The following is a 24,772-nucleotide window of genomic DNA, read 5'->3' on the forward strand; positions in this document are numbered from 1 at the left end:
GAATGCACGACTAACCATGCCATTGGAGAGGGGCTTCAACTAACCATGAGTCAATTATTAAACGGGAAAAATATACTTGTAATGGGTGTTGCGAATGACCGCAGTATCGCTTGGGCTATTGCACAATCTTTAGCCGCACAAGGCGCGAATTTGGTATTCACCTTCGAAAATGAGCGCGTTGAGGAACGCGTGCGCAAGCTGGCTGACACGATTCCAGGCTCAACTTTGATGCCTTGCAACGTAACCGTAGATGCAGAGATTGATACGCTGGCATCTGCGCTTAAAGAGAAGTTCGGTGTAGTACACGGGCTTGTACATAGTATTGCTTTTGCGAAAACAGAAGAGTTGGACGGGCTGTTCGTGGATACATCACGTGATGGCTTCGCACTTGCCCATGACATTAGCGCTTACTCCCTAGTAGCAGTATCCAAACGCATTTACCCGCTAATGACAGAGGGCGGAAGCATCATGACCATGACGTACCTCGGCGCAGAGCGCGCAATGAAGAACTACAACGTCATGGGCGTTGCCAAAGCTGCGCTTGAAGCTAGCGTTCGCTACCTGGCAGCAGATCTTGGCCAATTCGGTATCCGCGTGAACGGGATTTCTGCTGGTCCAATTCGTACCTTAGCAGCTAAAGGGATCAAGGACTTCAACTCGATCCTGCGTCAAGTCGAGGAGAAAGCGCCGCTTCGCAAAACAACAGATACAGCGGAAGTTGGCGACACAGCCATGTTCCTTATGAGTAATCTGTCCCGCGGCATCACGGGTGAAGTGATTTATGTTGACGGCGGATACCACATCGTAGGTATTTAAGTGAGTAGGCCTTATTTTCATAGATAAAAGAACAAGAATTCCGTACGGCCTCGCGGCCGCTACGGTTTTTTCTTTTGCTGACCCCTGTACTACATTGACAGGAAAAAACGATGAATGGTAAAGTTGAATTAAATCCGAGTTAATTCATTGGAATAATTAAACTTAAAAGGGTCGGAGTGTTCATATATGGAAGATATAAAGATCCTGGAAGCTTCTCCTGCAGAAGTAGAAGAAGTGCTATCCTTATGGCTTGAAGCTGCGCATTGGATGCAGTCCAAAGGAATCGATCAATGGCGGCCTGAATATTTTAACCGCGAAAACGTGTTGGCTTATTTTGAGGACAGACAGATCTTTCTAGCCAAACATAATGGGGAATATGTAGGCAGCTTTGCTCTGCAATGGTCGGATCCTAGCGTGTGGGGAGATTTGCATAATGAGGAGTCCGGTTATTTGCACAGGTTTGTAGTGCGGAGAACACAAGCAGGTCGCAAGTATGGCGAATATTTCCTCAAATGGATTGAGGACTATGTGAAATCGCGGAACAAAAAGTATCTAAGACTTGACTGCATGGCAACCAATGACGCGTTGAATACGTATTATCGACAGCGGGATTTTACTTATGTGGGAACATTTGAATTGCAGGCTGGGGAACTTAACTGGTCAGGGAACTTATATGAAAAGAAAGTATGACACAAAAGTGATTGCATAAATAATTATTTAGAGCCTGAGTAATCAGGTTTTTTACCACATTAGAAAGTATAAATTTTCGGTTCCCGAAAACGTCTTGATAATTGGCGATAAAAACTACCTATAAAACGCGGTCGCACATCCTCGAAGGACTTCGATAGAAGTTTTTCTCATTTTTATCACGTGAGGGACAGTGATTCTCGTTTTTCCGCGCGCATGTGAAAATGTACGAATAAATTAGGATGAAACGCACTAGTATTAGAAACGTATAATTTACTATACTTAACGTATTATCTAAATTAATGAAAAGAAAGAGTTGATATATATGGTGCAAGGTGGAACAGAAACCTTCGTAGTGGGGAGTAAAAGTTTTACAGCTGTTGCCATTAATACGGCGGCCAAAGCAGGACAATGGATTAAGACGAAGCTCGGAGACATCAATCATGTGGGGACGAAGTTCTCTACTCAAGACCTTGTGACAGAGGTGGATAAAGGATCAGAGAAGCTGATTCGTAATTTGATCATGACACATTTCCCTAACCATTCGATTCTCGGGGAGGAAGGCGTTGAGCCAGGTCCAGAAGCATCGGTTAAAGCGCTGCAAGAGATGAGCGACGAAGAGTACCTCTGGATCGTAGATCCGATCGACGGGACAACGAACTTCGTGCACGGATTCCCTTTTTACTCGGTATCGATTGCGCTTGCGCATAAGGGGGAAGTTATTGTAGGTGTAGTGTACGACCCATCACGTGACGAACTGTTCGTTGCGGAGAAAGGGAAGGGCGCTTACATGCACGGAAGAAAGACGGAAGTTTCCGAAGATGATACGCTGCTCACGAGTTTGATTGCCACGGGGTTCCCGGCGGACCGCGATGGGGCTTTGCCGATTAACCTCAAAGGTGTCGTGGCGCTCTCTCCGAAAGTGCGTAACATCCGTGTGGCAGGCTCTGCTGCGCTGCATTTGGCTTATGTGGCCGCTGGCCGGCTTAGCGGATTTTGGGAAATTGGCTTGAATGCGTGGGACATTGCTGCAGGTGCCTTGCTGATTCAAGAGTCTGGCGGTCATGTCACGGATACAGAAGGCAAGCCTTATCACTTAGGCGTGCGTAACATCTTAGCGTCGAATGGCCGCATTCACGAGGAGTTCCAGCGTGAGCTTGCGTCGGCTGAGGCGACGGGTCTTTAAAGAAACTAACCTCTTGCCAGGTCGTTCCTTGAGGAATGAGGGGGCAGGAGGTTTTTTCAATATTTGGAAGAGGGGAATCTCTTCGCAAAACGCTGGTGAAATCCGTTAAAATCCTCTATAATATGAGATATCTCATTTATTTAAACGTTTCAATTAACGGGACACGACACGTCGTGATCGGAATGGATGGAGTGCTTTTATGACGGTAAATACAGGATTAGTGCCAGATATACTTACGTTTGGGGAATCCATGGCATTGTTGATGCCTTCTAATGGCAAGGGCTTGGAGTACTCTTCAGAGCTGCACAGCCTGTTCGGTGGTGCAGAGAGCAACGTGGCCATTGGTATTTCACGCCTGGGCGGCAGCGTAGGCTGGTTCGGCAGGCTGGGCAAGGACCCGCTGGGCCGCATGATTTTCAAAAAGCTCCGTGGCGAAGGCGTTGATGTCTCTCGTGCGGAATTAACGTCCGATGCGCCGACAGGGCTTATGATGCGTGAAGTGATAATGGGCAAGACATCCGTCTACTACTACCGCAAAAACTCGGCAGCTAGTCAGATGAGTGCTAGTCATTTGGATGAGGCGTACATCGCTGGGGCTCAAATATTGCATGTGACAGGGATCACACCAGCCTTGAGTGAGTCGTGTAAGGAGGCCGTTTTCGAGTCGGTTCGTTTGGCTCGCAAGCATGGCGTGAAGGTTAGCTTTGACCCGAACCTGCGATTGAAGCTGTGGAGTATTGAAGAGGCGCGTCCTGTGCTGCTCGAGCTTGCGAAGCTTGCTGATATTTTCTTGCCAGGCTTGGACGAGCTGAAGCTTCTGTACCAAACCGAGGATTGGGATGTCATTGTGAGCAAGCTGCGCGAATTATCGGCGGTTTCCATTGTCAAAGGTGGAGAAGACGTGACGTATGTCGTGACAGCAGACACGATTACCGAAGTGCCCTACTTTAAAGCGGAGCATGTGGTTGATACTGTGGGTGCAGGAGATGGGTTCTGTGCGGGCTTTTTGGTTGGCGTGACGAAGGGGTATGCGTACCCTGAAGCCGTCCGCATCGGGAATTTGGTGGGCTCCATGATCGTACAGACCGAAGGCGATTGGGAAGGCGCTCCGACGTGGGAGCAAGTAGATGCGGTCCTTAATGACGTTAAACATATAGAACGCTAATTGTAGTTGTGAATCGAATTTCATCCATCATACATGCTTGCACATAGAAGGGAAGATTGTTGTGAAAAAAATTAAATTACTTCAGCAAATTACAAATGAGGGCGTCGTTGCCGTTCTGCGTGGTGAAACGCCAGAAGAAGTCGTCGAAATGGCGGATCAAGCCATCGCCGGCGGAATCAAAGTCATCGAAGTCACGATGACCGTGCCTTTCGCGCTGCGCGCGATCGAGGAGCTGGCGAAGCGCTACTCGAGCACAGCGAAGGACGCGTCCAAGTACGCGATTATCGGGGTGGGCACAGCCCTCGACCCCGAAACGGCGCGTGCCGCGATTCTAAGCGGGGCCGAGTTCGTTGTCGGCCCGTCTTTGAACCCGAACACGGTTGCGCTGTGCAACCGGTATCGTGTTCCCGTCATGCCAGGATGCATGACGATTGCGGATATCCAAGCCGCGCTGGAGCTCGGCGTGGATATCGTGAAGCTCTTCCCCGGGAATCTCTACTCCCCGGCGATGATTAAGGCCATTAAAGGTCCGCTGCCGCAGGCGAACATTATGCCAACCGGCGGGGTGTCGCTGAGCAACCTCGGCGAGTGGATCCAGGCCGGCGCAGTTGCCGTCGGCATCGGCTCCGATTTGACGAGCGAAGCCGTCAAAACAGGGGACTACAGCCTTGTTGCCAAGAAGGCTGCGCAATATATCGAGGCCTACCAAGCGGCTAAGAAGTAGGTATGAGAGTACGCTCCGTCGAAGTTAGGACGGAGCGTATTTTTGTGTACGGAAGCGGAGGCATAGACGATGAAGCAAGGACGGGCCAGAATTTTGCTGCGCGTGGACAATGTGCTGGATTCTTTATCTTTTTATATCGACCAATTAGGGTGGGAACTGCAGGAGTTGGCAGATGAGAAGGGTGCAGCATTGCTGCGTATTGGCGGGGTTCAGGATGAAGCTGTATTGGTGTCTCCCAGTGGTGAGAGTGGGGCAGTGGAGCGGGATGAAGATCCTATCGCGTCGTACTTGAATCGGTGGCTGCAGCCTAATCATACGACCCCGCCCAAAGGGAGTCTTGTGTATATCGGGATCGACTCCGTGGCTGAAATGGAGACGAGCTTGCGCGCAATCGGATGCCGAATGCCGATGCAGAACTTTGAAGAGCCTGGTCACATCCGTGAGCTGCATGTTCCGACGGATGACGGGTACACAATGGTGTACTGGGAAGAGCTATTTCCGTCTCATGCGGAGATTATGGCGATGTATGAAACCGGTGTATCAGAGTTGGAAAAGGCAATAGCCGGCTTATCGGAGACAGAGCTAAGCTGTACGGAGAAGCCTGGTAAGTGGTCGATTCGTGAACACGTGCTTCACCTCATCGATTTGGAGCTTGTCGCCATGCATAAAGTGAAGTTCGCCCTGGCCGAGCCAGGACGGATGTATCAAGGGAATGCCTTTAAGCCCGATGATTGGCAAAGTGGACTGCAGTATGCGTATCGTCCAATTGCAACTGAAGTGATGCTATTTCGTGCGACTAGAGCACATATAATAGGTCTTTGCAAGCATCTGCCAGATGCCTTGGAGCGAACGGTTCGAACAACAAATCGGGAAGAGACGGTTGCGCAATTACTGAAAATGATGGCAGGACACGCCAACCATCATGTGAGAGCTGTAAACCGAATACGTGCGAAGGGATAAGGCAGGAGTCATCTTAAGGAGCTTACCGAGAGGTAGCTCCATTCTCCCTTATGCCATGATAGGCGAAAACCGCCGAAAAGAAGGACGTAGCTGCGTTTGACAACCATTGTGGACAGCGGTATGGTGTGAATAATTGCTGATTCATCACGCAATAAGTCATTTATTATTGATTCACATCGTACCCGAGATTCGCTAGACGTTCTCTCATTTTAACGGTAATGGAGGTTTTGGTTTTGAATAACCTTGTTTCGGAGTGGGCAGAGTCTCATTTTCCGTTATATACGGCTGACAGCATCCATTCGCTGTACAGCACCTCGAACCTGCGCTTATATAAGATCAAGGAGAGTTTATCTGTGCTGCTTGCGATTGCTGGCGGTAAAGGGATGCTTAGGACCGAAGAGCAAACATATGAGCTTGTAGAAGGAAGCGTCCTTCTTCTCCCTGCGCATTGTCTTGCCTCATTGACTGCAGATATTCAGCAGCCCATTCATGCTTATAAGCTGTTAATTAGCACACGAGAGCAGGAGAGAGCGATGCCTGCAGGCGCAATGATAAGGAAAAGCGAAGTACTTTCCAATGCAGATGTCTTATTTTTTCCATACGAGCCTGCGATTGTGGCCAATGTGGAAGAGCTGTATGTCCATCGTTTACCCGTAAGCGAAGTTCGACATGTACAGAATCAAATTAAATTGCACCAAATCATTCTCCAGCTGCTGGAAAATCAGGATGAAAAGCTTGCTACCAGCGACCAACCGTCAATGGAACGAAGCATTGCTTATTTGGAGAACCACTATCATGAGAAAATAACGAGTGAGCAGCTGGCCGCAATGGCAGGCGTAAGCCGATCTCACTATTCAATTTTGTTCAGGAAGCTTACGATCTTTTCTCCCAATGAATATTTGTCACGCTTGCGCGTTCATCGAGCTAAGGAGCTATTAATGACAGGTTCGGGATCCCTTCGGGAGATTGCGCTCAAGGTAGGTTATAAGGATGAGTTTTATCTCAGCCGCCGTTTCAAACAGCACACGGGGACATCACCTTCAAGCTATATCCATAGTGAAATTCAACGCGTGGCCGTGTTAGGGATACCTTATGCCAGCCATCTGCTATTGCTAGGCTTGGAGCCTGCTGTCACCATTTCGGATAGCGGCGAGTATGTAAATACGGCTGAATTGGAGCCGCAAACGATGATGTTCATAGATGTAAACAGTTCATCTGAACAAGTAAAGACTGTACTGCTTCAGGCCAATACCGAGTTGATTATTACGCCAAAAGAGCAATTACAGGAATATGGGCTAGACCCTGGATATTTGCGCGTTGTGGCACCTATCTTGGAGATTTCCTGGATGGAGTTAGGCTGGAAGGAACATCTGCGTCTCATTGCTCAGGCCATTCAGAAGAGTGAGCGGGCAGAGCAGTGGCTGGCAGCTTTTGAAAAGGAAGAACAGGCAGCTCGTTTACTTGTCCAGCAAACGGCATTCGCCAAGGAAATTCTCACGATTCTGGTTATTAAACCGGAGGAACTGCTCGTGTATGGTGCGCGGAATGTCGGCTATGTCATGTATCAATCGCTGGGACTGCAGCCACCTGCAATCATTGAACAGGAGATGAAGAAGCGCGGGGATCAGTTTCATTCCATTCCTATCGAGCTATCGGAGCTGGAACAATACGCAGGGCCTCAAATCTTAGTGATTATTTTTCAAGATGAAAAAGGTTCTATTGCGCACTCTGAATCGATATTCAATTCATCGTATTGGAAACAGCTTTCTGCCGTACAGCAGAATCGTGTCTATCATCTTGATCGGGATGAATGGATACCTTATAATCCCGTTTCCATTCACTTACAGCTTCAACGTGCTGTAGCCCTATTTACAGGCAACCAATAGTCCAAAGCGATTTCCCAACAAAAAGGCATGGCTTGGTGTTACATAGACAAATATAATATGTAAATGAGAATGATTTTCATGATCATTGAGGAGAGAGCCAAACCTGACTTGTAGAAGTCTAAAGTTTGCCTCTTACGCGTGATACGATTATCGATTTCAAACTGAGCCATGAAAAGGGAGAGAGTCTTGATATGAAGAAATTTTTAGTTCCAGTAGTCCTGACATTTATACTAGTTCTTAGCGCTTGCGGCAGCAAGGAAGCATCGACCGACACGGCATCGAGTCCTGCATCAAGCCCAGCGTCGAGTACTGCGACAAGCACGGCAACAGCGAGTACATTCACCTACCAATCCGAGGATGGGCCTGTACAGGTTCCGACGAATCCACAACGTGTCGTGGTGCTTACCCGTTTTTTAACAGGTAACGTTATGGCACTTGGGGTGCCTTTGGTCGGAGCGGACGAAATGTCCAAAGCGAACCCTAATCCAAGCTTTCAAGAAAAATTGAAAAACGTAGAAGCTGTTTCTGATGAGAGTCTTGAGAAAATCATCGAGCTGAAACCGGATCTGATTATCGGGCTGTCCGATATTCAAAATATTGATAAATTCAAGAAAATTGCGCCTACAGTCACGTATACGTATGGTAAAGTGGATTACCTAACGCAGCAACTTGAAGTTGGTAAATTGTTAAACAAACAAAAAGAAGCACAAGCTTGGGTCGATGATTTCAAAGCACGCACCAAAAAAGTCGGAGATGAAATCAAGGCAAAAATCGGTGCGAATTCAACAGTTTCAGTTATCGAGACATTCAATAAACAGCTATACGTATATGGCGATAACTTTGGCCGCGGTACTGAAATCCTCTATCAGGCGTTCGGACTACCTATGCCTGAGAAAGTCAAAGAAGCAACGAAGAAAGAGGGTTACTTTGCACTCTCTACAGAAGTACTGAAAGATTACTTTGGCGACTATGTTATTTTCAGTAAAAATGCGGAAGAAGACAACTCCTTCCAAAATACCGCCGTATACAAAGATGCTAACGCAGTTAAAAATCAACATGTATTTGAAGCAGATGCGAAGGCATTCTATTTCAATGATCCGCTAAGCATGGAATACCAACTCACGTTTTTCACAAAAAGCTTTCTTGGTAAGTAAGTGAACAGCGAATGATGTGGAAGATATAACACAAAGAACCCGAAGACCCTGTTTCCGTAGAGACTGGTCGAGCGGGCTCTTTGTGTTGATCCCTCTTTTTGTGGGAGGAGGGGTACTTATTTACTTCTTGTTTTCCGCTTCATACTCGCTGGCGAATTCCGCCAGGGCTTTCACCTTACCATGTGGTGGATGTTGAGCTTGTTTACGACCCTTCCATGCAGCTTCTTCGCGGCGTTTTGAGTGGCTCATCGCTTAAAACCTCCTCTGGCATGCGGATGGTGTTGCACTAATAAAATGCGATGGAACTGTGTATTTTATGCAACCAAAACTATGTTCTTACAAAAAAACACCACAAGACCGATGAAGGTCCTGTGGTGCTTATTGCTATCCTATTCCGTAGCAACGGATTGGTCAGCTTGCATGTTGACCGGGGAGATACGGATGAAGTTAGCTTCAAGGTTGCTCAGCAAACCTTCGATTTTCGCTGCGGCTTCGGATTGACCGGAGTTCGCAAGCTCAGCGTGGTAAGCTGTGAGCAATTCAGTAAGATCTTTTTTGCTTTGAAGGCCGATAGGCTCAAGTTTAACTTTAGCACCTTTCGCAATACGACGCTCGATCGCGGCTTGATCAAGACCCATTTCTGGCACTAGACGTTGGTAGATAACCCCACCTGTCATACCTGCACAGATCCATGGACCTGGATCGCCCATAACAACGGCACGGCCGTTTGTCATGTACTCGAACGCGAAGCCTTTGAGGTTCGCACGAGCAGCTAGACCGCCAAGCTCATCTTGCAAAGGTGTCGTGATTTCGCCACCGAAGACAACGTCAGCACCGGAGAAACGGATACATGCACGTGTATCTGCACTGCCTTGAATCAAGAACAAACCTTTTTGTGCGCCGTAACCGAACGATTTACCAACGCTACCGTTGATGAACGTGTTGTTTTGGCCAAGTGACTTCACGATAGCAACTTTACCGCCGAACGCCATTTTACCAAGACCGTCTTCAGCTCCGCCGTGTACAGTAATGTTCACGCCGCGTGCGTTGAATGCTGCAAGACCGTTACCAGGAACGGAACCGTCAATCAAGTTAAGTGCAACAGTTGGAAGCTCATCGTAGCTGTTGTTGTAACGGTCTCTTACACGATGACTGGAATAACGAGTTCCTAGAATACGGGACTCAGCGTCCACTTTGGACCAGTTGCGAACGACAGGACCATCGAAGGAAACGGACTCTGGGAAGAAGTCCAGACCTTCTGTACCAGCCGCGATACGGATATCAGAGGAAACAGCCGCTTCTTCAAGCGCTCTTTCTGCATCGGATATGTTATGCATTGGAACAAAACGTAGAATGTCGGAAAGATCAATACGCTCGTTGTGGCTGATTTGCTCTAATAGATCGGAACGGCCTACAAGTTCTTGCAAGCTGTTGTAACCAAGGGAAGCAACAACTTCACGAACTTCTTCGCCAATACCGCCGAATAAGCGAACCAAGCTATCTACTGCCGTGTCAAAGACACGAGGTACGAAACGGCGAAGACCTTTTTCTTCGGCTTCTTCCATGGAATCGATTTGAGTTGCGATACCAACGTGACACGTGTCCAAATGACAACCACGACATGTTGTACAACCGATGGATTGCATGGCGATACTACCGAAACCTGCACGGTTCGCACCGAGCATAACCATTTTAACAACGTCAGCGCCTGATTTCAGACCGCCATCGGACCACAGCTCAACGCGGTGACGAAGACCAGCTTCAATCAAAGCAACGTGAGCAAGTTTCGTACCGATCTCAGTAGGAAGACCAACGTGTGTCAAGGAGTGAATACGAGCTGCACCTGTACCGCCGTCGAAACCGGAAAGGGTAATCACGTCAGCACCAGCTTTAGCAACACCAACTGCAATCGTACCGATACCAGGAACAACTGGGATTTTTACGATGATTTTGGCTTTACGTCCGCTGCCTTCTTTAAGCTCGGAAATGATTTGCGCCAAATCCTCGATCGAGTAAATATCGTGGTTGTTGGATGGTGAAATCAAGTCAGAACCAATCGTTGCGTTACGAGCTTCAGCGATTTTCGCTGTAACTTTGGAGCCTGGTAAGTGACCGCCTTCACCTGGCTTTGCCCCTTGACCGATTTTGATCTCAAGGAAAGCAACTGCGTTAGCAAGTTCGATGTTCACACCGAAACGTCCGGAAGCGACTTGCGCTCCGCGCGTTTTTTTGTAACGGCCAAGCATATCTTTAATCTCTCCGCCCTCGCCGTTCATGGTAACCATGTTCAGACGTTCGCCGGCTTCAGCGTAGGCACGGAAAGCTGTTTCGTTTTGTGAACCGAAGGACATCGAAGAAATCAACATCGGCAAGGAATGACCGCCAATGGAAATATCAACTTGTGACGGGTCAAGTGGCTGACGGCCATCGCTGATTGCTTTAAAGCCCGCAATGTGGCGAATGGAGATCGGGTTCTTTTTCTCTTCTTCACGCAGCTTGTCGCGGTAGTCGCTGTAAGGAGCAGCTCCTGATGCAGCATCGCCTAGTGCTTTCCACATACGTTGGAAGAAACGGAAGTTCTTCGCTGCTTTCGCTTTGGCATTCGTGAAATCTGCATAACGTGCTTCTGCCTCAGCTTCAAGCTGTGCAAAGCCAGTTCCTGCTTTTTCACTACCCAGGTAGTTCACGATATCAAGCACCTCGGACACTTCCGGGTGGAAGCCGATGGAGGAGAAGAAACGTGTGTACCCACGAAGTTCGTGTGTTCCGATCGTTGAAATGACTTTCTCAAGTCCTTTGGTAAGAGCCGCGTACACTTTACGCGCTGCTGCTGCATTGCCTTCTTTGTCAGAAGCTGTAGCGAAGAGCAAGTAAGGTGAAATCACATCTGCACCAAGTCCGCAAGCTACCGCGATATCATGCAAGCTGCGAATAGCAGCTGAACGAAGGATCAACGTAACATGACGGCGCAGGTTGTCGCCGAAACCAAGTTTCTCCGCACGAAGTGCGATGTCAATTTTGGAAACGACAAGGTGCGGATCTAGCCACAAGCGGTCGTTCTGATGCGCTTCTGCATCGTCCAAGACGAGAAGTACGGCGCCATCACGAGCTGCGGAGATTGCATCTGCTGCTAGTTTGTTCAAACCATCTTGCAGAGAAGTTCCTCTAGCGAATGTTGTGGATAGAACAGCAACTTTGTTATCACCTTGTGCACGGAATTGGGCAAGTAATTGCTCCAAAGACGGTTGGGATAAGTTCTCTTCGCTGCCTACACCGTTCGTTCCTTCAAGAACAAGCGGAGCCAGAAGCTCAAGACGAAGGTTCGCATCTACCTGTGCAAATACCGGAAGACGAGCTCCAGCGATAACACGTGTGGAGAAATGCTCCATTTCACGGTCACGGTCGATAGCAGGATTCGTTACAACGGCTACACTTTCTTTAATGAAGTCAGGCACGTTCTGACGTTCCCATGCAAGAGCAGCATGCGGTGAATCATGACCCAATGAACGAATCGGCTCAGCGCCAGTTTCAGACATTGTTTCAATGTGTGAAATGCCGTCACGATCCCAGCCAAATGCACTATACACTTGATCTGTTGCTATAACATTCTCATGAAGTTCTGCTTCTGTATTTGTTGGAGCAGGGTTCAAATAAGAGCGAAGACCGCCAAAGTTCACGCGCTTGCTTACGCGATCATAGACCAAGCTTTGTACTTCATGGTAAGGAATGACTTGAATGTGTTCGCCAGGTGTAAGAACAACACCCACTTTTTCGCCTGGTGCAATTGGTTTCGGATCAGCAACCATCTCGCCAACCGTGATAACACCTTGCTCAGAGGAGAAGTAGAGAGACGTGTCACTTTCAACCATCCATACAGGACGAAGACCAAGTGCATCAACACTGAAAATACATTCGTTGCCATAACGGGAGACAATCCCCGCAGGACCTTGGGCAAAATGGCCCCAAACTTGACGGTAGTAGACATAGAGATCTTGAAGTTCCGGACGGAACTGTTTCATTTCATTAATAATAGGAGGGAAAACCATTTCCATGGCTTCAAAGAGGGACAATCCAAAACGATGAATGAATGTTTCGATTGTTCTATTCATGTCTTGGGAGTCAGATCCACCGCTAACGAGTGGAACGCCCACCATGTCAGCCTCAAGACGAAGTTTTTTGACTGTGTTGATTTCACCGTTGTGTCCAAGAAGGGAGAACGGCTGCACGCGGAAGAAGCTAGACAGTGTGTTCGTTGAATAACGGTTGTGACCAATCGTTACTTGGGATGCAAATAACGGATCGCGCAAGTCGTTAAAATATTTAGGCAGGATGCTTGCAGCACCTAGTACTTTGTAAGCAGATGTTACATTGCTAAGTGTAGCAACGTGTACGTTGTAACGATCTTCGATCGCAATATGCAGCTCATAAAGGTGATCGGCAACTTGACCTTCTGTTTTGTTGCTGATCGCTGCAATTTGCCAAAATGTTGGCTCATCGAGCAAACCGTTAGCGCCCAGCGAACCGCTGTCAACAAGGTTTTCTTGCTCGAGAATAATGGATACATCATGGGAGGCAAAAAGCTCGCGAATGCCGTTTTGAATCTCAGCAGCAGTCAGGTCCAGGTTGCGTGGAACAAAGATGTGTCCAACAGAAAAACGGTTGTCATAAGCAAGTTTGCTGTCCAGACCCGCGTCTGTTAATTTCTTTTCCCAGAGAGCACGTGGAATATCTGTTAGAATACCGCAACCATCGCCTTCACCATTGATAAATCCAGAACGATGTTCCATTTTAACTAGTGCATCAATCGTTTTTTGGATGTTATCTCGGGAAGGATGACCATTCTTTTCAATAATACAAATAATACCGCAGCTGTCGTGTTCAGTTCCTAGTAGATCTTGAAAACGGCCTTCATTACGCATAATTTCATTCATTTGCTCTGGTCAGTCGCCTGACCGTCACCCCCCATACATAATTAAACTCCTCTTACTTTCCACATCGGAAAGTACAAGTTTTCGGTTCCCGAAAACAGCTTTCCTATTGGCGATAAAACCACCATGTAAACGCGGTCGCTCATCTGTGAATAGCCTCGATTAAGGTTTTCTCGCGCTTCTTGCATTTTGGCACGGTCGAGCCTGCTAGCTATCCTATTTCCGGGACAAATCCACAATGTGGGCTAAATCCGAAATATGCATAATCGTGTATAAAAATGCAATTTAACTGAATATCATGCCAATTTGCTGGAGATTAGTCTCTTAAAATACGGCATAAATCGACTCGTAGGAAAGTAAGGCATCACACACAAAAAACCATGCAGTATTTGTAAATCATGCCCTAAGTTTCTAGGAAAATACTGTGAAAACAAGCGATTTCGCTAAAAGGGTAAAAGTAATCTTAGAATAGCATGAAAAAGTTCATCCGACAATACTTGCAGACCGAAATCGTAAATGTAAGCGTTACCTTTTTTGTATACAGGTGAATAAAAGCACAATTCTTACAACTCATGTAAGGGTAGAAAGACGAACGAACTATAATCCTGAGAGGATCATAGTTCGTTTCTGGGACAAGCTGGTGTAGGCAGGGAAGTGCTGGAAACGAGAAATATCTGTTGATTTTCCTATGAAAACTAGTCTTTTTGACTCATCGAGTGTCATGTGAGAGCTCTAGGTTTGCTGCAGTTTAGCGTGTTTTCATGATTTGGAAAGCACGGTCGGCGGCTTCGAGTGTCTGAGCAATGTCTTCATCCGTGTGCGCGATCGTCATGAACCAAGCTTCATATTTGGAAGGGGCAAGGTTGATGCCTTGCTCCAGCATGAGACGGAAGAAATCAGCGAAGCGTTCGCCATCGGTATCTTGGGCTTCATCAAAGTTGGTGATCGGATGATCGCAAAAATGGGTAGAGAAGGCGCCGCCGATGCGATTCAGCGTGAGGGCGATGCCATGGCGGGCGGCGGATGAGGCGATGCCGTCCGCGAGGGTCTTGCCAAGCTGCTCGAGCTTGGCGTAGACGCCGGCCTGCTGGAGCACCTCCAAGCAGGCGATGCCGGCCGAGATGGAGGCGGGGTTCCCCGCCATCGTGCCGGCTTGATACGCAGGTCCGAGCGGAGCGACCTGCTCCATCACAGCCTTGCGGCCCCCGTAGGCCCCGATCGGCAGCCCGCCGCCGATCACTTTGCCGAGGGCCGTCAGGTCCGGTTCGACGGCAGCGAAGCGCGCCGCCGCCTCGGTAGGGCCTCCCTCTACGATAGGGAGGCCTTCATAGGTCTGTGCCGCTCCATAATGGAAGCGGAACGCCGTGATGACCTCGTCGTAGATGACGAGGGCGCCGTGCTTGCGAGCAGCTGCGCAGAGCTGCTCGAGGTAACCGGCATGGGGCATGACCATGCCGAAGTTGCCGACGATGGGCTCCACCATCACCGCGGCAACGTCTTCACCCCAACGCGCAAGCGCGGTTTCAAGTGCCGGAATGTCATTGAACGGCACGGTGATGACCTCTTGTGCGATGCTCGCCGGCACGCCTGCGCTGTCCGGTATGCCCAGTGTGGACGGCCCGGAGCCGGCCGCTACGAGCACGAGATCCGAGTGGCCGTGGTAGCACCCGGCGAACTTAATGATCTTGGTGCGCTTCGTGAACGCGCGCGCCACGCGGATCGTCGTCATCACGGCCTCGGTTCCGGAGTTGACGAAGCGCACTTTGTCGAGCGAGGGAATCGCCGACTTCAGCATCTTGGCGAACTCGATCTCGAGTTCGGTCGGGGTGCCGTACAGCGTGCCGTTCTGTGCGGCGCGGCAGATCGCTTCGGTCACGTGCGGATGCGCGTGACCGGTAATGATGGGACCGTAGGCGGCGAGGTAGTCAATGAAGCGATTCCCGTCTACATCCCAGAAGTGCGCGCCTTGCGCACGCTTCATGAAGACGGGGGCGCCGCCGCCGACAGCTTTGAATGAGCGGGATGGGGAGTTGACCCCACCGACGATGTGTTTTAGTGCTTCTTGGTAAAGTACTTCGGATTGCTTGCGTTCCATGAGCGTATCATTCCTTTTATATGTAGTAGTTTTTGTGGTTTTTGAATTTGATAGAGAATTCATGACGAGTGTGTGGCAGTGGCAGTCTCAATCGAAAGGGAACGAGAGGGCGCTATTTATGACGTTTCCCGCTTTTTGGGGAAGTTGCGGAACGTGGTTCCACTATTGCAACGAAAACACGTGAATTTCCACCGAAAACTGCGAAATAGCGCACTGACGTTCCGCTACGGTTGCAAATTGGCTAATCTGGTGGAAATAGCGCACTGACGTTCCGCTACGGTTGCAAATTAGCTAATCTGGTGGAAATAGCGCACTGACGTTCCGCATTGATCGCAAATTGGCTATTCTGTTGCAAATAGCGGAGTCGCTCGCGATTATTCTATTTCGAAATCCGCCGCACCGAGTGAATCAGCACTCATACAAAAAATAAGAGTGGATACCCACTCTTATTATCCGTTCGTAAGTATTCATACTTTCTACCGATTTACTTGGCGGTCTTCCCAGTCGCCTTCGGCGTCGGTGTGGGACTCGGCTTGGTTGAAGGCTTCGTAGGACCTGTATCGGCGTCCGCGGTGCCTGCGAACAAGTCTTTCACATATTTCTGAAGATCTGCTTTATCCGCCGTAATCACGGATGCACCGCGGATATTCTTCTCTACAAGAAGATCAGAGGGTGGCAGCTGCGATGAGATAATGCCATCCGCCTTAGCTTCATAGCCAAGCGTTCCGAGCTTGAGCATGTCCGTAACGCTGAGATTCGTATCAATATACGGATCGATCGCATTCAGAATGCGCGGCAGTTTGATCAAGGAAGAGGTGGACTGCATTTTACTCGCTACAGCCGTTAGGAACTTCCGTTGTCGCTCTGTTCGGGAGAAATCGGATAAGGCATCATGACGGAAGCGAACGTATTGGAGGGCCGTTTTGCCGTCCAAGTGCTGCTGTCCCTTTTTCAAATTAATATCATACACATGGTCGTCCTCGGAGTCGGTATACTTCATATCCTTCTCGACATCGATATCGATGCCGCCGACAGCATCAATGAGGGCGATGAACCCTTTGAAATCGGTGTAGACATAATATTGGACCGGAATGCCAAGCAAATCACTGACGGTTTTCATAGCCAAATTCGGGCCGCCCGTCGTAATTGCGGTATTAATGCGATCGTCGCCTTCGCCAGGGATTTTCACATAGGTATCCCGCAGAATGGAGAACAGATAAGCTTTCTTCGTCACAGGATCGATCGAGGCGAGCATAATACTATCCGAACGCGGCAGCTCATTTTTCACCATCCCACGCGAATCTCCGCCTAAGATCAAAATGTTCACGCGCTGCTTGCCTTCCCATTTGGGCGGGGTGTACTTATCCCCTTTTTCCTTCACGGTATTGGGAATTAAGGAAGCACTGCCGCTGCCTTTCCCATCCACATTGTCCGATTTGTGTGAAATATTATTGGCAAAGCTATAGAACGCATAGGAATAATAGCCAGCGACCACCAACAGAAGCAAGGCAATCAGGAGCAGAGATCGTTTGAAGATTTTCATGCTATGTAAGCTCCTTTCATAAGTGAATATGGGGGAATAGTAGGCGAAAAAAATGGAATTCTAATCTGTACTTTTTTTTCTTACAGAATTACTGTATCATGAGCATGTTATAGGTTGGTTGTTAGAAAGACGTTTTTGGGAACCGAAAAGTTAAACTTTCTTATGTGGTAAGAAACACCATTATGATCCATATTATAGATGCTACGAAACTTCGATAGCAAGTTATGACGAATGTTGCCGTAATCTGTAATCTGTAACCGAGACGACAAAGTCAGGGGGAAAGACGCATGTTAGCAATAGATGTACAAATGCTTCGCAAAGAATTCCAAGTGCAACAAAGCCGCGGAGGCTTAAAGGGAGCCGTACAAGATTTATTCAAACGAGAGTATAAGCAAATCACAGCCGTGAAGGACATCTCCTTCCAGATTCCAAAGGGCGAAATTTGTGGATATATTGGTGAAAATGGAGCTGGGAAGTCAACTACGATCAAGATGCTTACGGGTATTCTCGTACCGACATCGGGCCATCTCATGGTGAACGGCTATGTGCCTTTCAAAGAACGTGAGAAATTCGTTGCTGAGATCGGTGTGGTGTTCGGCCAACGCAGCCAGCTGTGGTGGGACATTGGTGTTGTTGAATCCTTTCAACTATTGAAAAAGGTGTACCGCGTTTCAGATGCCGATTACCGAAAGCGCCTCGACGAGCTCGTTGATCGCCTTCAACTATCCGATCTACTTACACGACCTGTCCGCAAGCTGAGCTTGGGTCAGCGGATGCGCTGTGAGTTGGCGGCATCGCTCATTCACAACCCGAAGATCTTGTTCTTAGACGAGCCGACGATCGGCCTCGATATTATTGTCAAAACCGAAATTCGTGAATTCCTGAAATCGCTGAATCAACGGTATGAAACGACCATCTTGCTAACGACGCACGATCTGCAAGACATCGAAGCATTATGCTCCCGTGTTATTATGCTAGATGACGGCCGAATTATTTATGACGGTGGCTTGGAAGAGCTGAAAGCCAGATGGGGCAAGGGAAAAGAAGTTGTGCTTCAGTTCGAGCATCCGACCACCTTGGCACGCCTGCAAGAGTTAACCTCAGGTTTGGATGTCGCTTGGCAGCTTGAGAACGAGCTTTCGGCCAAAGTGTTCATCCCATACGAAAGAGCAAACATCTCGGATGTGTTAAGCCGCGTCGTAGGTGTCCTGCAAATTCAGGATATTAAGATCAACGAAACGAATACTGACGATATCGTGCGTGAAATTTATAAATCCGGCTCAGCCGAAGTGAAGCGTTTGGACATCCCGCAGCCTGAGGGAGTCACGACCCATGTTTAGTGCTTATATAGAAGTAATCCGAATGAGATTTCTCATGATGCTCGCCTACCGGGTGAATTATTACAGCGGAATTCTGATCTACGCCCTGAATATCGGTTCCTACTACTTCGTCTATAAAGCGATTTATGGTGACCAAGCCGTTATTGGCGGCCTTACACTAGGGCAAATGACGACCTATGTGGCGATTTCTTGGATGGGCCGCGCCTTTTACTTTAACAATTTAGATCGAGAAATTGCCAATGAGATTAGGGATGGCAGCGTTGCGATTCAATTCATCCGGCCGTACAACTATATTTTTGTGAAAATGATGCAGGGCTTAGGTGAAGGTATTTTCCGATTGTTCCTGTTCACCACACCGGGTATGGTCTTTATCTGGCTGCTGCTGCCAATTAAGTTCCCAACCGATCCAAGCTTGTGGGTCACTTACTTAGTCATGCTGTTCTTTAGTTTCCTGATCAATACGCAGTTGAATATAATCACAGGCTTGTTCGCCTTTTTCTTGGAAAATAATGAAGGCCTCATGCGCATGAAGCGCGTGGCGGTTGACTTGTTCTCGGGCCTCATTATCCCGATCTCCTTTTTCCCAGGATGGTCGAAGTCGATCTTGGAGTGGCTTCCTTTTCAAGCGATCACCTACTTACCAAGTGCAGTGTTCACTGGCAAAATTACAGGCAGCGCGATACTCCAAAATTTCGGCGTACAAGTACTATGGTTCCTGCTCCTGATTATTCCGATCTATGCCCTTTGGGTTAAATCCAAAACACGTCTATTTGTACAGGGAGGGTAGGGCATGTTCTATATCACCCTCGTTTATGACTATTTCAAAAACTACATGAAAACAAGGCTCACCTACCGATCCGATTTCTGGATTGAAGTGTTGTCCGACTTGTTGTTCAATGGCTTGAACCTATTCTTCATTCTTGTCGTCTTTCTGCAAACGCAATCGCTCGGCGGCTGGAATCAAGAACAAATTTTGTTCATCTACGGATATTTTATGATCCCGTATGGTATATTTATTTCCTTTTTTAATTTATGGGGATTTAGCGAGCGTTATATCATCAAAGGCGAAATGGACCGTATCCTGACGCGGCCTGCGTATAATCTGTGGCAGCTCATGCTCGAGAATCTCGACCCGGCTTCCATGTTCAGCGCGTTGGCAGGATTGGTCGTGATGATCTATTCCTGGGTCAAGCTCGACCTGCCGTTCCACTGGCATGATCCGCTGATCTTCATTGTCATGGTGATAGGCTCGATCCTGATTTATGCAGGTGTATACATTTCGCTAACGGCATCAGCTTTCTTCTCAGACGCACCGACAGGCATCCTGCCGTTGATCTGGAACATTCAGAACTATGGGCGCTACCCGGCGACGATTTATAATAAGTTGTTAAAGAGTATTCTGACATGGATTCTACCGTTTGCGTTCGTTGGCTTCTATCCAGCAGCGTATTTCATCGATCCGGATAACTGGAAATGGTTCGCCCTGCTAACACCGGTGGTTGGCATCGTGTTTTTTGTACTAGGCATTACGATCTGGAATTTTGGTGTCAAAAGATACCGCGGCGCCGGATCATAAGTTGGAGCCGTCTCCAAGGTTGCAAGTGGACCTTGTGGGACGGCTTTTTTGCGCTGCAAATAAGGAATGTATTTTATTGAATACCCACGAAAGATCAAGTTCAAGCATAAAACTGTAAAATTACATTTTTATTAGGGGGAAAGGGCCGAATCCCGAGGAATACCTGCGAAAATACATCCTTTTTTAGTGAATATCTATAAAAGGGCAAATCTGGTGTACATTCATGCACATTTGTATCTTTCTACTAAAATATGGATTTCCTTGAGGAAAAGGATGCAGATTCGCATCTTTTTCTAGATCTTGATGTTAGAGGGCGGCGCTGCCGTCCTTCGTCCTGTACGTCGTCTCCACCCATGCGCTCAACGTCACCCTCACTCCGAGCAACGATTCTGCCCATGAGCTCAACTTCCCCCTCGCCATATACGTCGTCCCCGCACCTTGCCTAACTCACTTCGGCGCCTTCTTCGCCTTCGAACACGTCAAATCATACTTCCGGCCATTAGCCCGGCCGTAGCGGATGATTTTGCGGATGATCGACTGATCCTCCAGCTTGGTGAAAGGGCAGGGGTCGGGCCGTGTGTTGACCTCGAGAATCCATGGCCGCAGCTTATGGTCGACGGCGATATCGAGCCCGAGCTCATCCATAGCTGGATACGCGCGGCCGAATTGAACGGAGGTCAAATAAGCGATGGTCTCCATTTTTCGCAAGAGAGAAAGCGTGGCTTCACGCCCAATCTTGGGGGCTAGAAGGTCGTAGGGACTGTAAATTGTACCGCCTTGGCTGCCATTAGTCACGGCCTTCTGCGGATGAGCGACCCGGGCCGCGGTGCCGGTGCATACCCATTTGCCAGTGGGGCTGCGCTGAATCATGACCCGGAAATCGTAGGGATTTCCCTCGTGTTTGAGAACGTGGATACCCTTCTGAATGAGATAGCGCTTGGTGCCGCAGCGAAGGAGCAGCGACTGGTACAGCTTATCAAATGAAGAAAAACGATAGACGCGAGTCCCGCTTTGATAGCGGTAAGCGCCGCCTTTGGCCTCGACGCGCATGACGCCGATCCCGAGGGAGCCCGCATCGGGTTTGACATAGACCATGCCGTGCTTGGCGAGCATGTCTTGTAACCTTTTAAGATCAAAAGGGTGCGTAATCGGTACATATTTGCGCAGCTTCGGATCTCGAAGCGTAACGTCTGTTTTAATTAATTTGCTTGAAATGGCCTTCCGTGAACTGGTCATGGGTACGATCCTTTCTCTACTAGAGATGACGTTTCCTTATGATATGAGCACGCAAGGGGGCGGGTGAGGATAGATTCTGTGATGTTCCTCGGGCAAGGTTCAGGAATAGTGAACGATGGGCAGGATGGGCGCATAGGATAAGGAGTAGGCAGTAGTCAAGTGTATAGAGGATTCATATACATGATAAGAGTGCTCGGAGAGGAGGAGCTGCACGTCCATGCACAGGCACATCAAAGAAACGATTCAAGTGATGAAGCGGCAATTTCCTTGGATTTGGTCAGAAGGAAATGTGAGGGATTGGCCGGATGGAGCGGGCGCTGACGTGTTGGCTCCGTTGCCGCTAGTGACCGCGTCGATGTTGGAAACATTCTATTACACGGATGCGAATCCCTTCGCTCAGGCTGCGGACATGAATCGGTATCAGACATCCGGTACCAGTTCGAAGCGGCGAAAGACGATTTATTATTCACCATCAAATGAGGAAGCGTATTTGCGCATAAAGCTGGATGTTTTTCGCAAAATCCTAGATGAAACGAGGTACCTAACCGCGATGGCGGATATGGGTACAGGACATGCGGAGGCTACGGCCGTTGATGTCTTTCGTCAGCTGGGGATGGAGGTTGAATCCGTATCCTTTCGGCTTCCTATTGAAGAGCATGTCGAACGTCTGAAGAGTTTCAGGCCCGAAGTGTTGTATACGATGCCGTCGATTTTGGATCGGATCCTGCACGCTTCCGAGAAACCCACTGAATATGGCATTCAGCATATCATTCTGGTGGGGGAAATTGCTTCGCCTGGGTGGCGGAAGCGCGTTGCCGAGAGGCTGAGCATCCCGGAAACACGTGTCACGGATACGTATGGCTCCATTGAGATCGGAACGATTGCTTACTTTTCCCACGAGCATAGTAGGTATTTGTTTACAGAGGGCATCGTGGCAGAGGGGATTCCTGCAGAGTTGTTGGGTACAGATATGGAGCCGCTGCCGGATGAGCTGGAGCAAGTATTGGTCCTCACATCTACTGTGCGAGATTCGTTCCCGGCACTGCGTTACGTCACATACGATGTGGTGCGGGATTTAAGAACCATCTCCGTGGACGGCATCCCGACACAAAGCTTTCAAAGTATTGTGAAGCGCATTGGGCCTGATCTGAAGCATGGTGAGAAAATCAGCATCTATGACATCGAAGATATCGTATACCGTTACCTTGAGGAAGCGAGTGTTCGGGTCCAAGTGGCTGAGAACGCCCTTACGGTGCATGTCTATAGCTCACAGGCAACGCCAGAAGTTCTAACCAGCATTCGCGCAGACGTGGAGAGCTGCATTCCAGCGATCGGCATGATGATTAAAGCCCGGCTTTTAGATGGCATTCAAGTTATCGGGGGCACCTTTGAGGATTCACAGAACCGCACCTCCGTGAAAAATAAAAAGATTTTTTACACGTAAAGGAGGAAAGCGCATGGAACTTGAAGGAGGAATTGTGGGGGCCACCGGACGGACGCCGCTTATTCGACTATCGCGTTTGTTTAAGGATCAACCTTTTGACGTCTATGGCAAAATGGAATGGATGAACCCGGGCGGCAGCGCGAAGGATCGGCCGGCGTTGTTTATGCTGCGGGAGGCGATTCGCCGTGGCGAGGTGACGAGCGAGAGTGTCATCGTGGAGTCTAGCTCCGGCAATTTGGCGATTAGTCTCGCGCAGTTCTGCCGTTATCTCGGGCTCCGATTCATCTGTGTGGTCGATCCGCGAACGACACAGCAGCATCTGCAAATTATTCGCAGCTTTCACGGCGAAATCGATCTGGTTACGGAGCCGGATGAGGCGACGGGCGAGTTCCTGCCGGCGCGGATTCGGCGAGTAGCGGAGCTCGTGAGACAAATCCCGAATGCCTATTGGACCAATCAATACGGGAGTCCAGACAACGCGCTGGCGCATAGAGAGACGACGATGCGGGAAATTGGCGAGAAGCTGGGCGAGATCGACTATTTATTTTGCGGCGTCAGCTCGTGTGGAACGATTCGTGGCTGTATGGAATACATCCGCAGTCAAGGATGGGCAACGCAGATCGTTGCGGTGGATGCCGAAGGCAGTGTGATTTTTGGCGGGGAAAAAGGATCGCGTAGATTCCCTGGACTTGGCGCAGGCATCACGCCTGGCTTGCATCGCCATGATGTGGCGGACTTGGTCATGTACGTATCCGACAAGGATTGCGTCGAGGGCTGCCGCGCGTTAGTGCGTGAAGAAGCCATACTGGCGGGCGCCTCCTCAGGCGGCGTTATTTCAGCGATACGCAGGCTTAGCAAAGAGATTCCGCCGGGCGCGATTTGCGCAGCGATTTTGCCAGATCGAGGCGAACGATATTTGAACACGGTGTACAATGACGTATGGGTTGCGCAAGAAATCGGGTACACACCGAGTAACTAGCATGGGAGACTAGCGGGATGTTGTATGTACAGGATGACCATATCCGAGAGATCGGTATCGATTGGACGAAGTTAACGGACATCATTCAAGATGTTGTTGTGATAGGAGACAGCGGTGACTGCGTTCATCCGTTGAAGCCCTACTTACGCTTTGGCGACCCCAAGAACCGGATCATTGCCATGCCTGCTTATGTAGGCGGAACCATCAATTTGGCAGGGATTAAATGGATTGCCAGTTACCCTAACAATAGCCTTGTAGGACTGCCACGGGCTCATAATACGTTGATTTTGAACAAACCTTCGACAGGTGAGCCAATTGCATTTATCCACAGTGGATTGCTAAATGGCTTGCGCACAGCAGCGGTGAGCGGTGTCATGTTGAAACAGTACGTGTCAGCCAGGCAGCCAGCCGATTTAAGCATCCACCTCATCGGGTGGGGGCCGATTGGCCGGTTGCATTTGGATATGTGCATCGCCTTGTTTGGTGAGCGTATTCAACAGGTTCGGATATTTGACCTCAAAGGTGTGAACACCAACACAATTCCTGCATCAGTTCGGGGGAAGACGCTGGCTGTGAGCGATTGGCGGCAGGGCTATCAGGAGGCCAATGTCATAATGACCTGCACGGTGTCGGCAGAGCGTTACATCGATGAGGCTCCGCCTCCGGGGGCACTGCTGCTCAACGTATCGCTCAGAGATTATAAGCCTGAAAGCGTATCGGCTGTAACAACCATCATCGTGGATGATTGGCGTGAGGTGTGCCGAGAGCAAACGGACATTGAGCAGCTGCATCTGCTGTATAACCTACAGGAGACGGATGTTCGTACGTTAGCGGACGTGGTGCTGCGCGATCATCTGGCTGGTGTGGAAGCGAAGGAGCCGATTTATTTTAATCCGATGGGCTTAGGCATCTTCGATATTGCAATTGCGGGCTACTATTGGAAGGAAGCTGTGCGGTTGAATAAAGGCGTTACGTTAGAGGCGAGTAAGTCGATATCTCCGACCAGTAGGGAATAATTACAAAAGTAAACAGAGGCCCGTCCGCTCTTACACG

At 49.0% G+C, this 24,772-nt stretch carries 19 protein-coding genes; 14 read left to right on the forward strand and 5 right to left on the reverse strand.

Translation table 11 applies throughout. The features are described 5' to 3' along the window. The first annotated feature begins 45 nt into the window (after positions 1-45). The 8 genes from fabI to A8709_RS07520 all read left to right on the forward strand — a co-directional run bounded on the left by fabI (position 46) and on the right by A8709_RS07520 (position 8,578). Positions 46-816, forward strand: coding sequence for an enoyl-ACP reductase FabI (gene fabI, locus A8709_RS07485; RefSeq protein ID WP_028555353.1), 771 nt, complete (start codon positions 46-48; stop codon positions 814-816). A gap of 186 nt (positions 817-1,002) precedes the next feature. Beyond that, positions 1,003-1,506: a GNAT family N-acetyltransferase gene (locus tag A8709_RS07490; RefSeq protein ID WP_065851594.1), complete on the forward strand. Its 504-nt coding sequence runs from the start codon at positions 1,003-1,005 to the stop codon at positions 1,504-1,506. A 322-nt stretch (positions 1,507-1,828) separates the two neighbouring features. After that, positions 1,829-2,689, forward strand: coding sequence for an inositol monophosphatase family protein (locus A8709_RS07495; RefSeq protein ID WP_065851596.1), 861 nt, complete (start codon positions 1,829-1,831; stop codon positions 2,687-2,689). 199 nt (positions 2,690-2,888) lie between these two features. Beyond that, a complete protein-coding gene (locus A8709_RS07500) occupies positions 2,889-3,854 on the forward strand; it encodes a sugar kinase (protein WP_065851598.1) in 966 nt (321 codons plus the stop codon). A 61-nt stretch (positions 3,855-3,915) separates the two neighbouring features. Next, positions 3,916-4,578: a bifunctional 2-keto-4-hydroxyglutarate aldolase/2-keto-3-deoxy-6-phosphogluconate aldolase gene (locus tag A8709_RS07505; RefSeq protein ID WP_065851600.1), complete on the forward strand. Its 663-nt coding sequence runs from the start codon at positions 3,916-3,918 to the stop codon at positions 4,576-4,578. 69 nt (positions 4,579-4,647) lie between these two features. Then, positions 4,648-5,538, forward strand: coding sequence for a DinB family protein (locus A8709_RS07510; RefSeq protein WP_065851603.1), 891 nt, complete (start codon positions 4,648-4,650; stop codon positions 5,536-5,538). A 233-nt stretch (positions 5,539-5,771) separates the two neighbouring features. Next, complete coding sequence (locus tag A8709_RS07515; RefSeq protein ID WP_065851605.1) at positions 5,772-7,424, forward strand: AraC family transcriptional regulator; 1,653 nt, start codon at positions 5,772-5,774, stop codon at positions 7,422-7,424. A 191-nt stretch (positions 7,425-7,615) separates the two neighbouring features. Continuing rightward, the gene (locus A8709_RS07520) at positions 7,616-8,578 is read left to right on the forward strand and encodes an iron-hydroxamate ABC transporter substrate-binding protein (RefSeq protein WP_065851668.1); all 963 of its coding nucleotides are present in this window, start codon (positions 7,616-7,618) and stop codon (positions 8,576-8,578) included. Positions 8,579-8,698: 120 nt separating this feature from the next. Here the strand turns inward: A8709_RS07520 and A8709_RS35090 are convergent, their stop codons facing one another. The 4 genes from A8709_RS35090 to A8709_RS07535 all read right to left on the reverse strand — a co-directional run bounded on the left by A8709_RS35090 (position 8,699) and on the right by A8709_RS07535 (position 17,144). Continuing rightward, positions 8,699-8,827 (reverse strand): DUF6254 family protein, encoded by a 129-nt coding sequence (locus tag A8709_RS35090; RefSeq protein WP_244163123.1) that lies wholly within the window; start codon positions 8,825-8,827, stop codon positions 8,699-8,701. A gap of 140 nt (positions 8,828-8,967) precedes the next feature. Further along, positions 8,968-13,509, reverse strand: a complete 4,542-nt coding sequence (locus A8709_RS07525) for a glutamate synthase-related protein (protein ID WP_244163124.1) — start codon at positions 13,507-13,509, stop codon at positions 8,968-8,970. A gap of 745 nt (positions 13,510-14,254) precedes the next feature. Then, complete coding sequence (locus tag A8709_RS07530; RefSeq protein WP_065851607.1) at positions 14,255-15,601, reverse strand: glutamate-1-semialdehyde 2,1-aminomutase; 1,347 nt, start codon at positions 15,599-15,601, stop codon at positions 14,255-14,257. A gap of 484 nt (positions 15,602-16,085) precedes the next feature. Further along, the gene (locus A8709_RS07535) at positions 16,086-17,144 is read right to left on the reverse strand and encodes an LCP family protein (protein ID WP_065851609.1); all 1,059 of its coding nucleotides are present in this window, start codon (positions 17,142-17,144) and stop codon (positions 16,086-16,088) included. Between the two features lie 287 nt (positions 17,145-17,431). On the opposite strand from A8709_RS07535, the gene A8709_RS07540 reads away from it, so the two are divergent. The 3 genes from A8709_RS07540 to A8709_RS07550 are packed head-to-tail and all read left to right on the forward strand — an operon-like array spanning position 17,432 to position 20,060. Next, positions 17,432-18,484: an ABC transporter ATP-binding protein gene (locus A8709_RS07540; protein WP_065851611.1), complete on the forward strand. Its 1,053-nt coding sequence runs from the start codon at positions 17,432-17,434 to the stop codon at positions 18,482-18,484. Then, on the forward strand, positions 18,477-19,271 hold the full coding sequence (locus A8709_RS07545) for an ABC transporter permease (protein ID WP_065851613.1): 795 nt from the start codon (positions 18,477-18,479) through the stop codon (positions 19,269-19,271). The genes A8709_RS07540 and A8709_RS07545 overlap by 8 nt, the downstream gene beginning before the upstream one ends. Before the next feature lie 3 nt (positions 19,272-19,274). Beyond that, positions 19,275-20,060, forward strand: a complete 786-nt coding sequence (locus tag A8709_RS07550) for an ABC transporter permease (RefSeq protein WP_065851615.1) — start codon at positions 19,275-19,277, stop codon at positions 20,058-20,060. Positions 20,061-20,507: 447 nt separating this feature from the next. Here the strand turns inward: A8709_RS07550 and A8709_RS07555 are convergent, their stop codons facing one another. Then, positions 20,508-21,296 (reverse strand): YheC/YheD family protein, encoded by a 789-nt coding sequence (locus A8709_RS07555; protein ID WP_065851616.1) that lies wholly within the window; start codon positions 21,294-21,296, stop codon positions 20,508-20,510. Between the two features lie 217 nt (positions 21,297-21,513). Between A8709_RS07555 and A8709_RS07560 the strand changes: the two genes are divergently transcribed. Genes A8709_RS07560 through A8709_RS07570 form a run of 3 tightly spaced genes read left to right on the forward strand, consistent with a single transcriptional unit; the run spans position 21,514 to position 24,735 of the window. Continuing rightward, positions 21,514-22,740: a phenylacetate--CoA ligase family protein gene (locus A8709_RS07560; protein WP_244163125.1), complete on the forward strand. Its 1,227-nt coding sequence runs from the start codon at positions 21,514-21,516 to the stop codon at positions 22,738-22,740. Between the two features lie 13 nt (positions 22,741-22,753). Further along, on the forward strand, positions 22,754-23,719 hold the full coding sequence (gene sbnA, locus A8709_RS07565; protein WP_065851618.1) for a 2,3-diaminopropionate biosynthesis protein SbnA: 966 nt from the start codon (positions 22,754-22,756) through the stop codon (positions 23,717-23,719). Positions 23,720-23,736: 17 nt separating this feature from the next. Continuing rightward, positions 23,737-24,735 (forward strand): 2,3-diaminopropionate biosynthesis protein SbnB, encoded by a 999-nt coding sequence (locus A8709_RS07570; protein WP_065851620.1) that lies wholly within the window; start codon positions 23,737-23,739, stop codon positions 24,733-24,735. Positions 24,736-24,772 lie beyond the last annotated feature (37 nt).

It is taken from the genome of Paenibacillus pectinilyticus (assembly GCF_001700435.1).
Taxonomy (GTDB): Bacteria; Bacillota; Bacilli; order Paenibacillales; family NBRC-103111; genus Paenibacillus_E; species Paenibacillus_E pectinilyticus.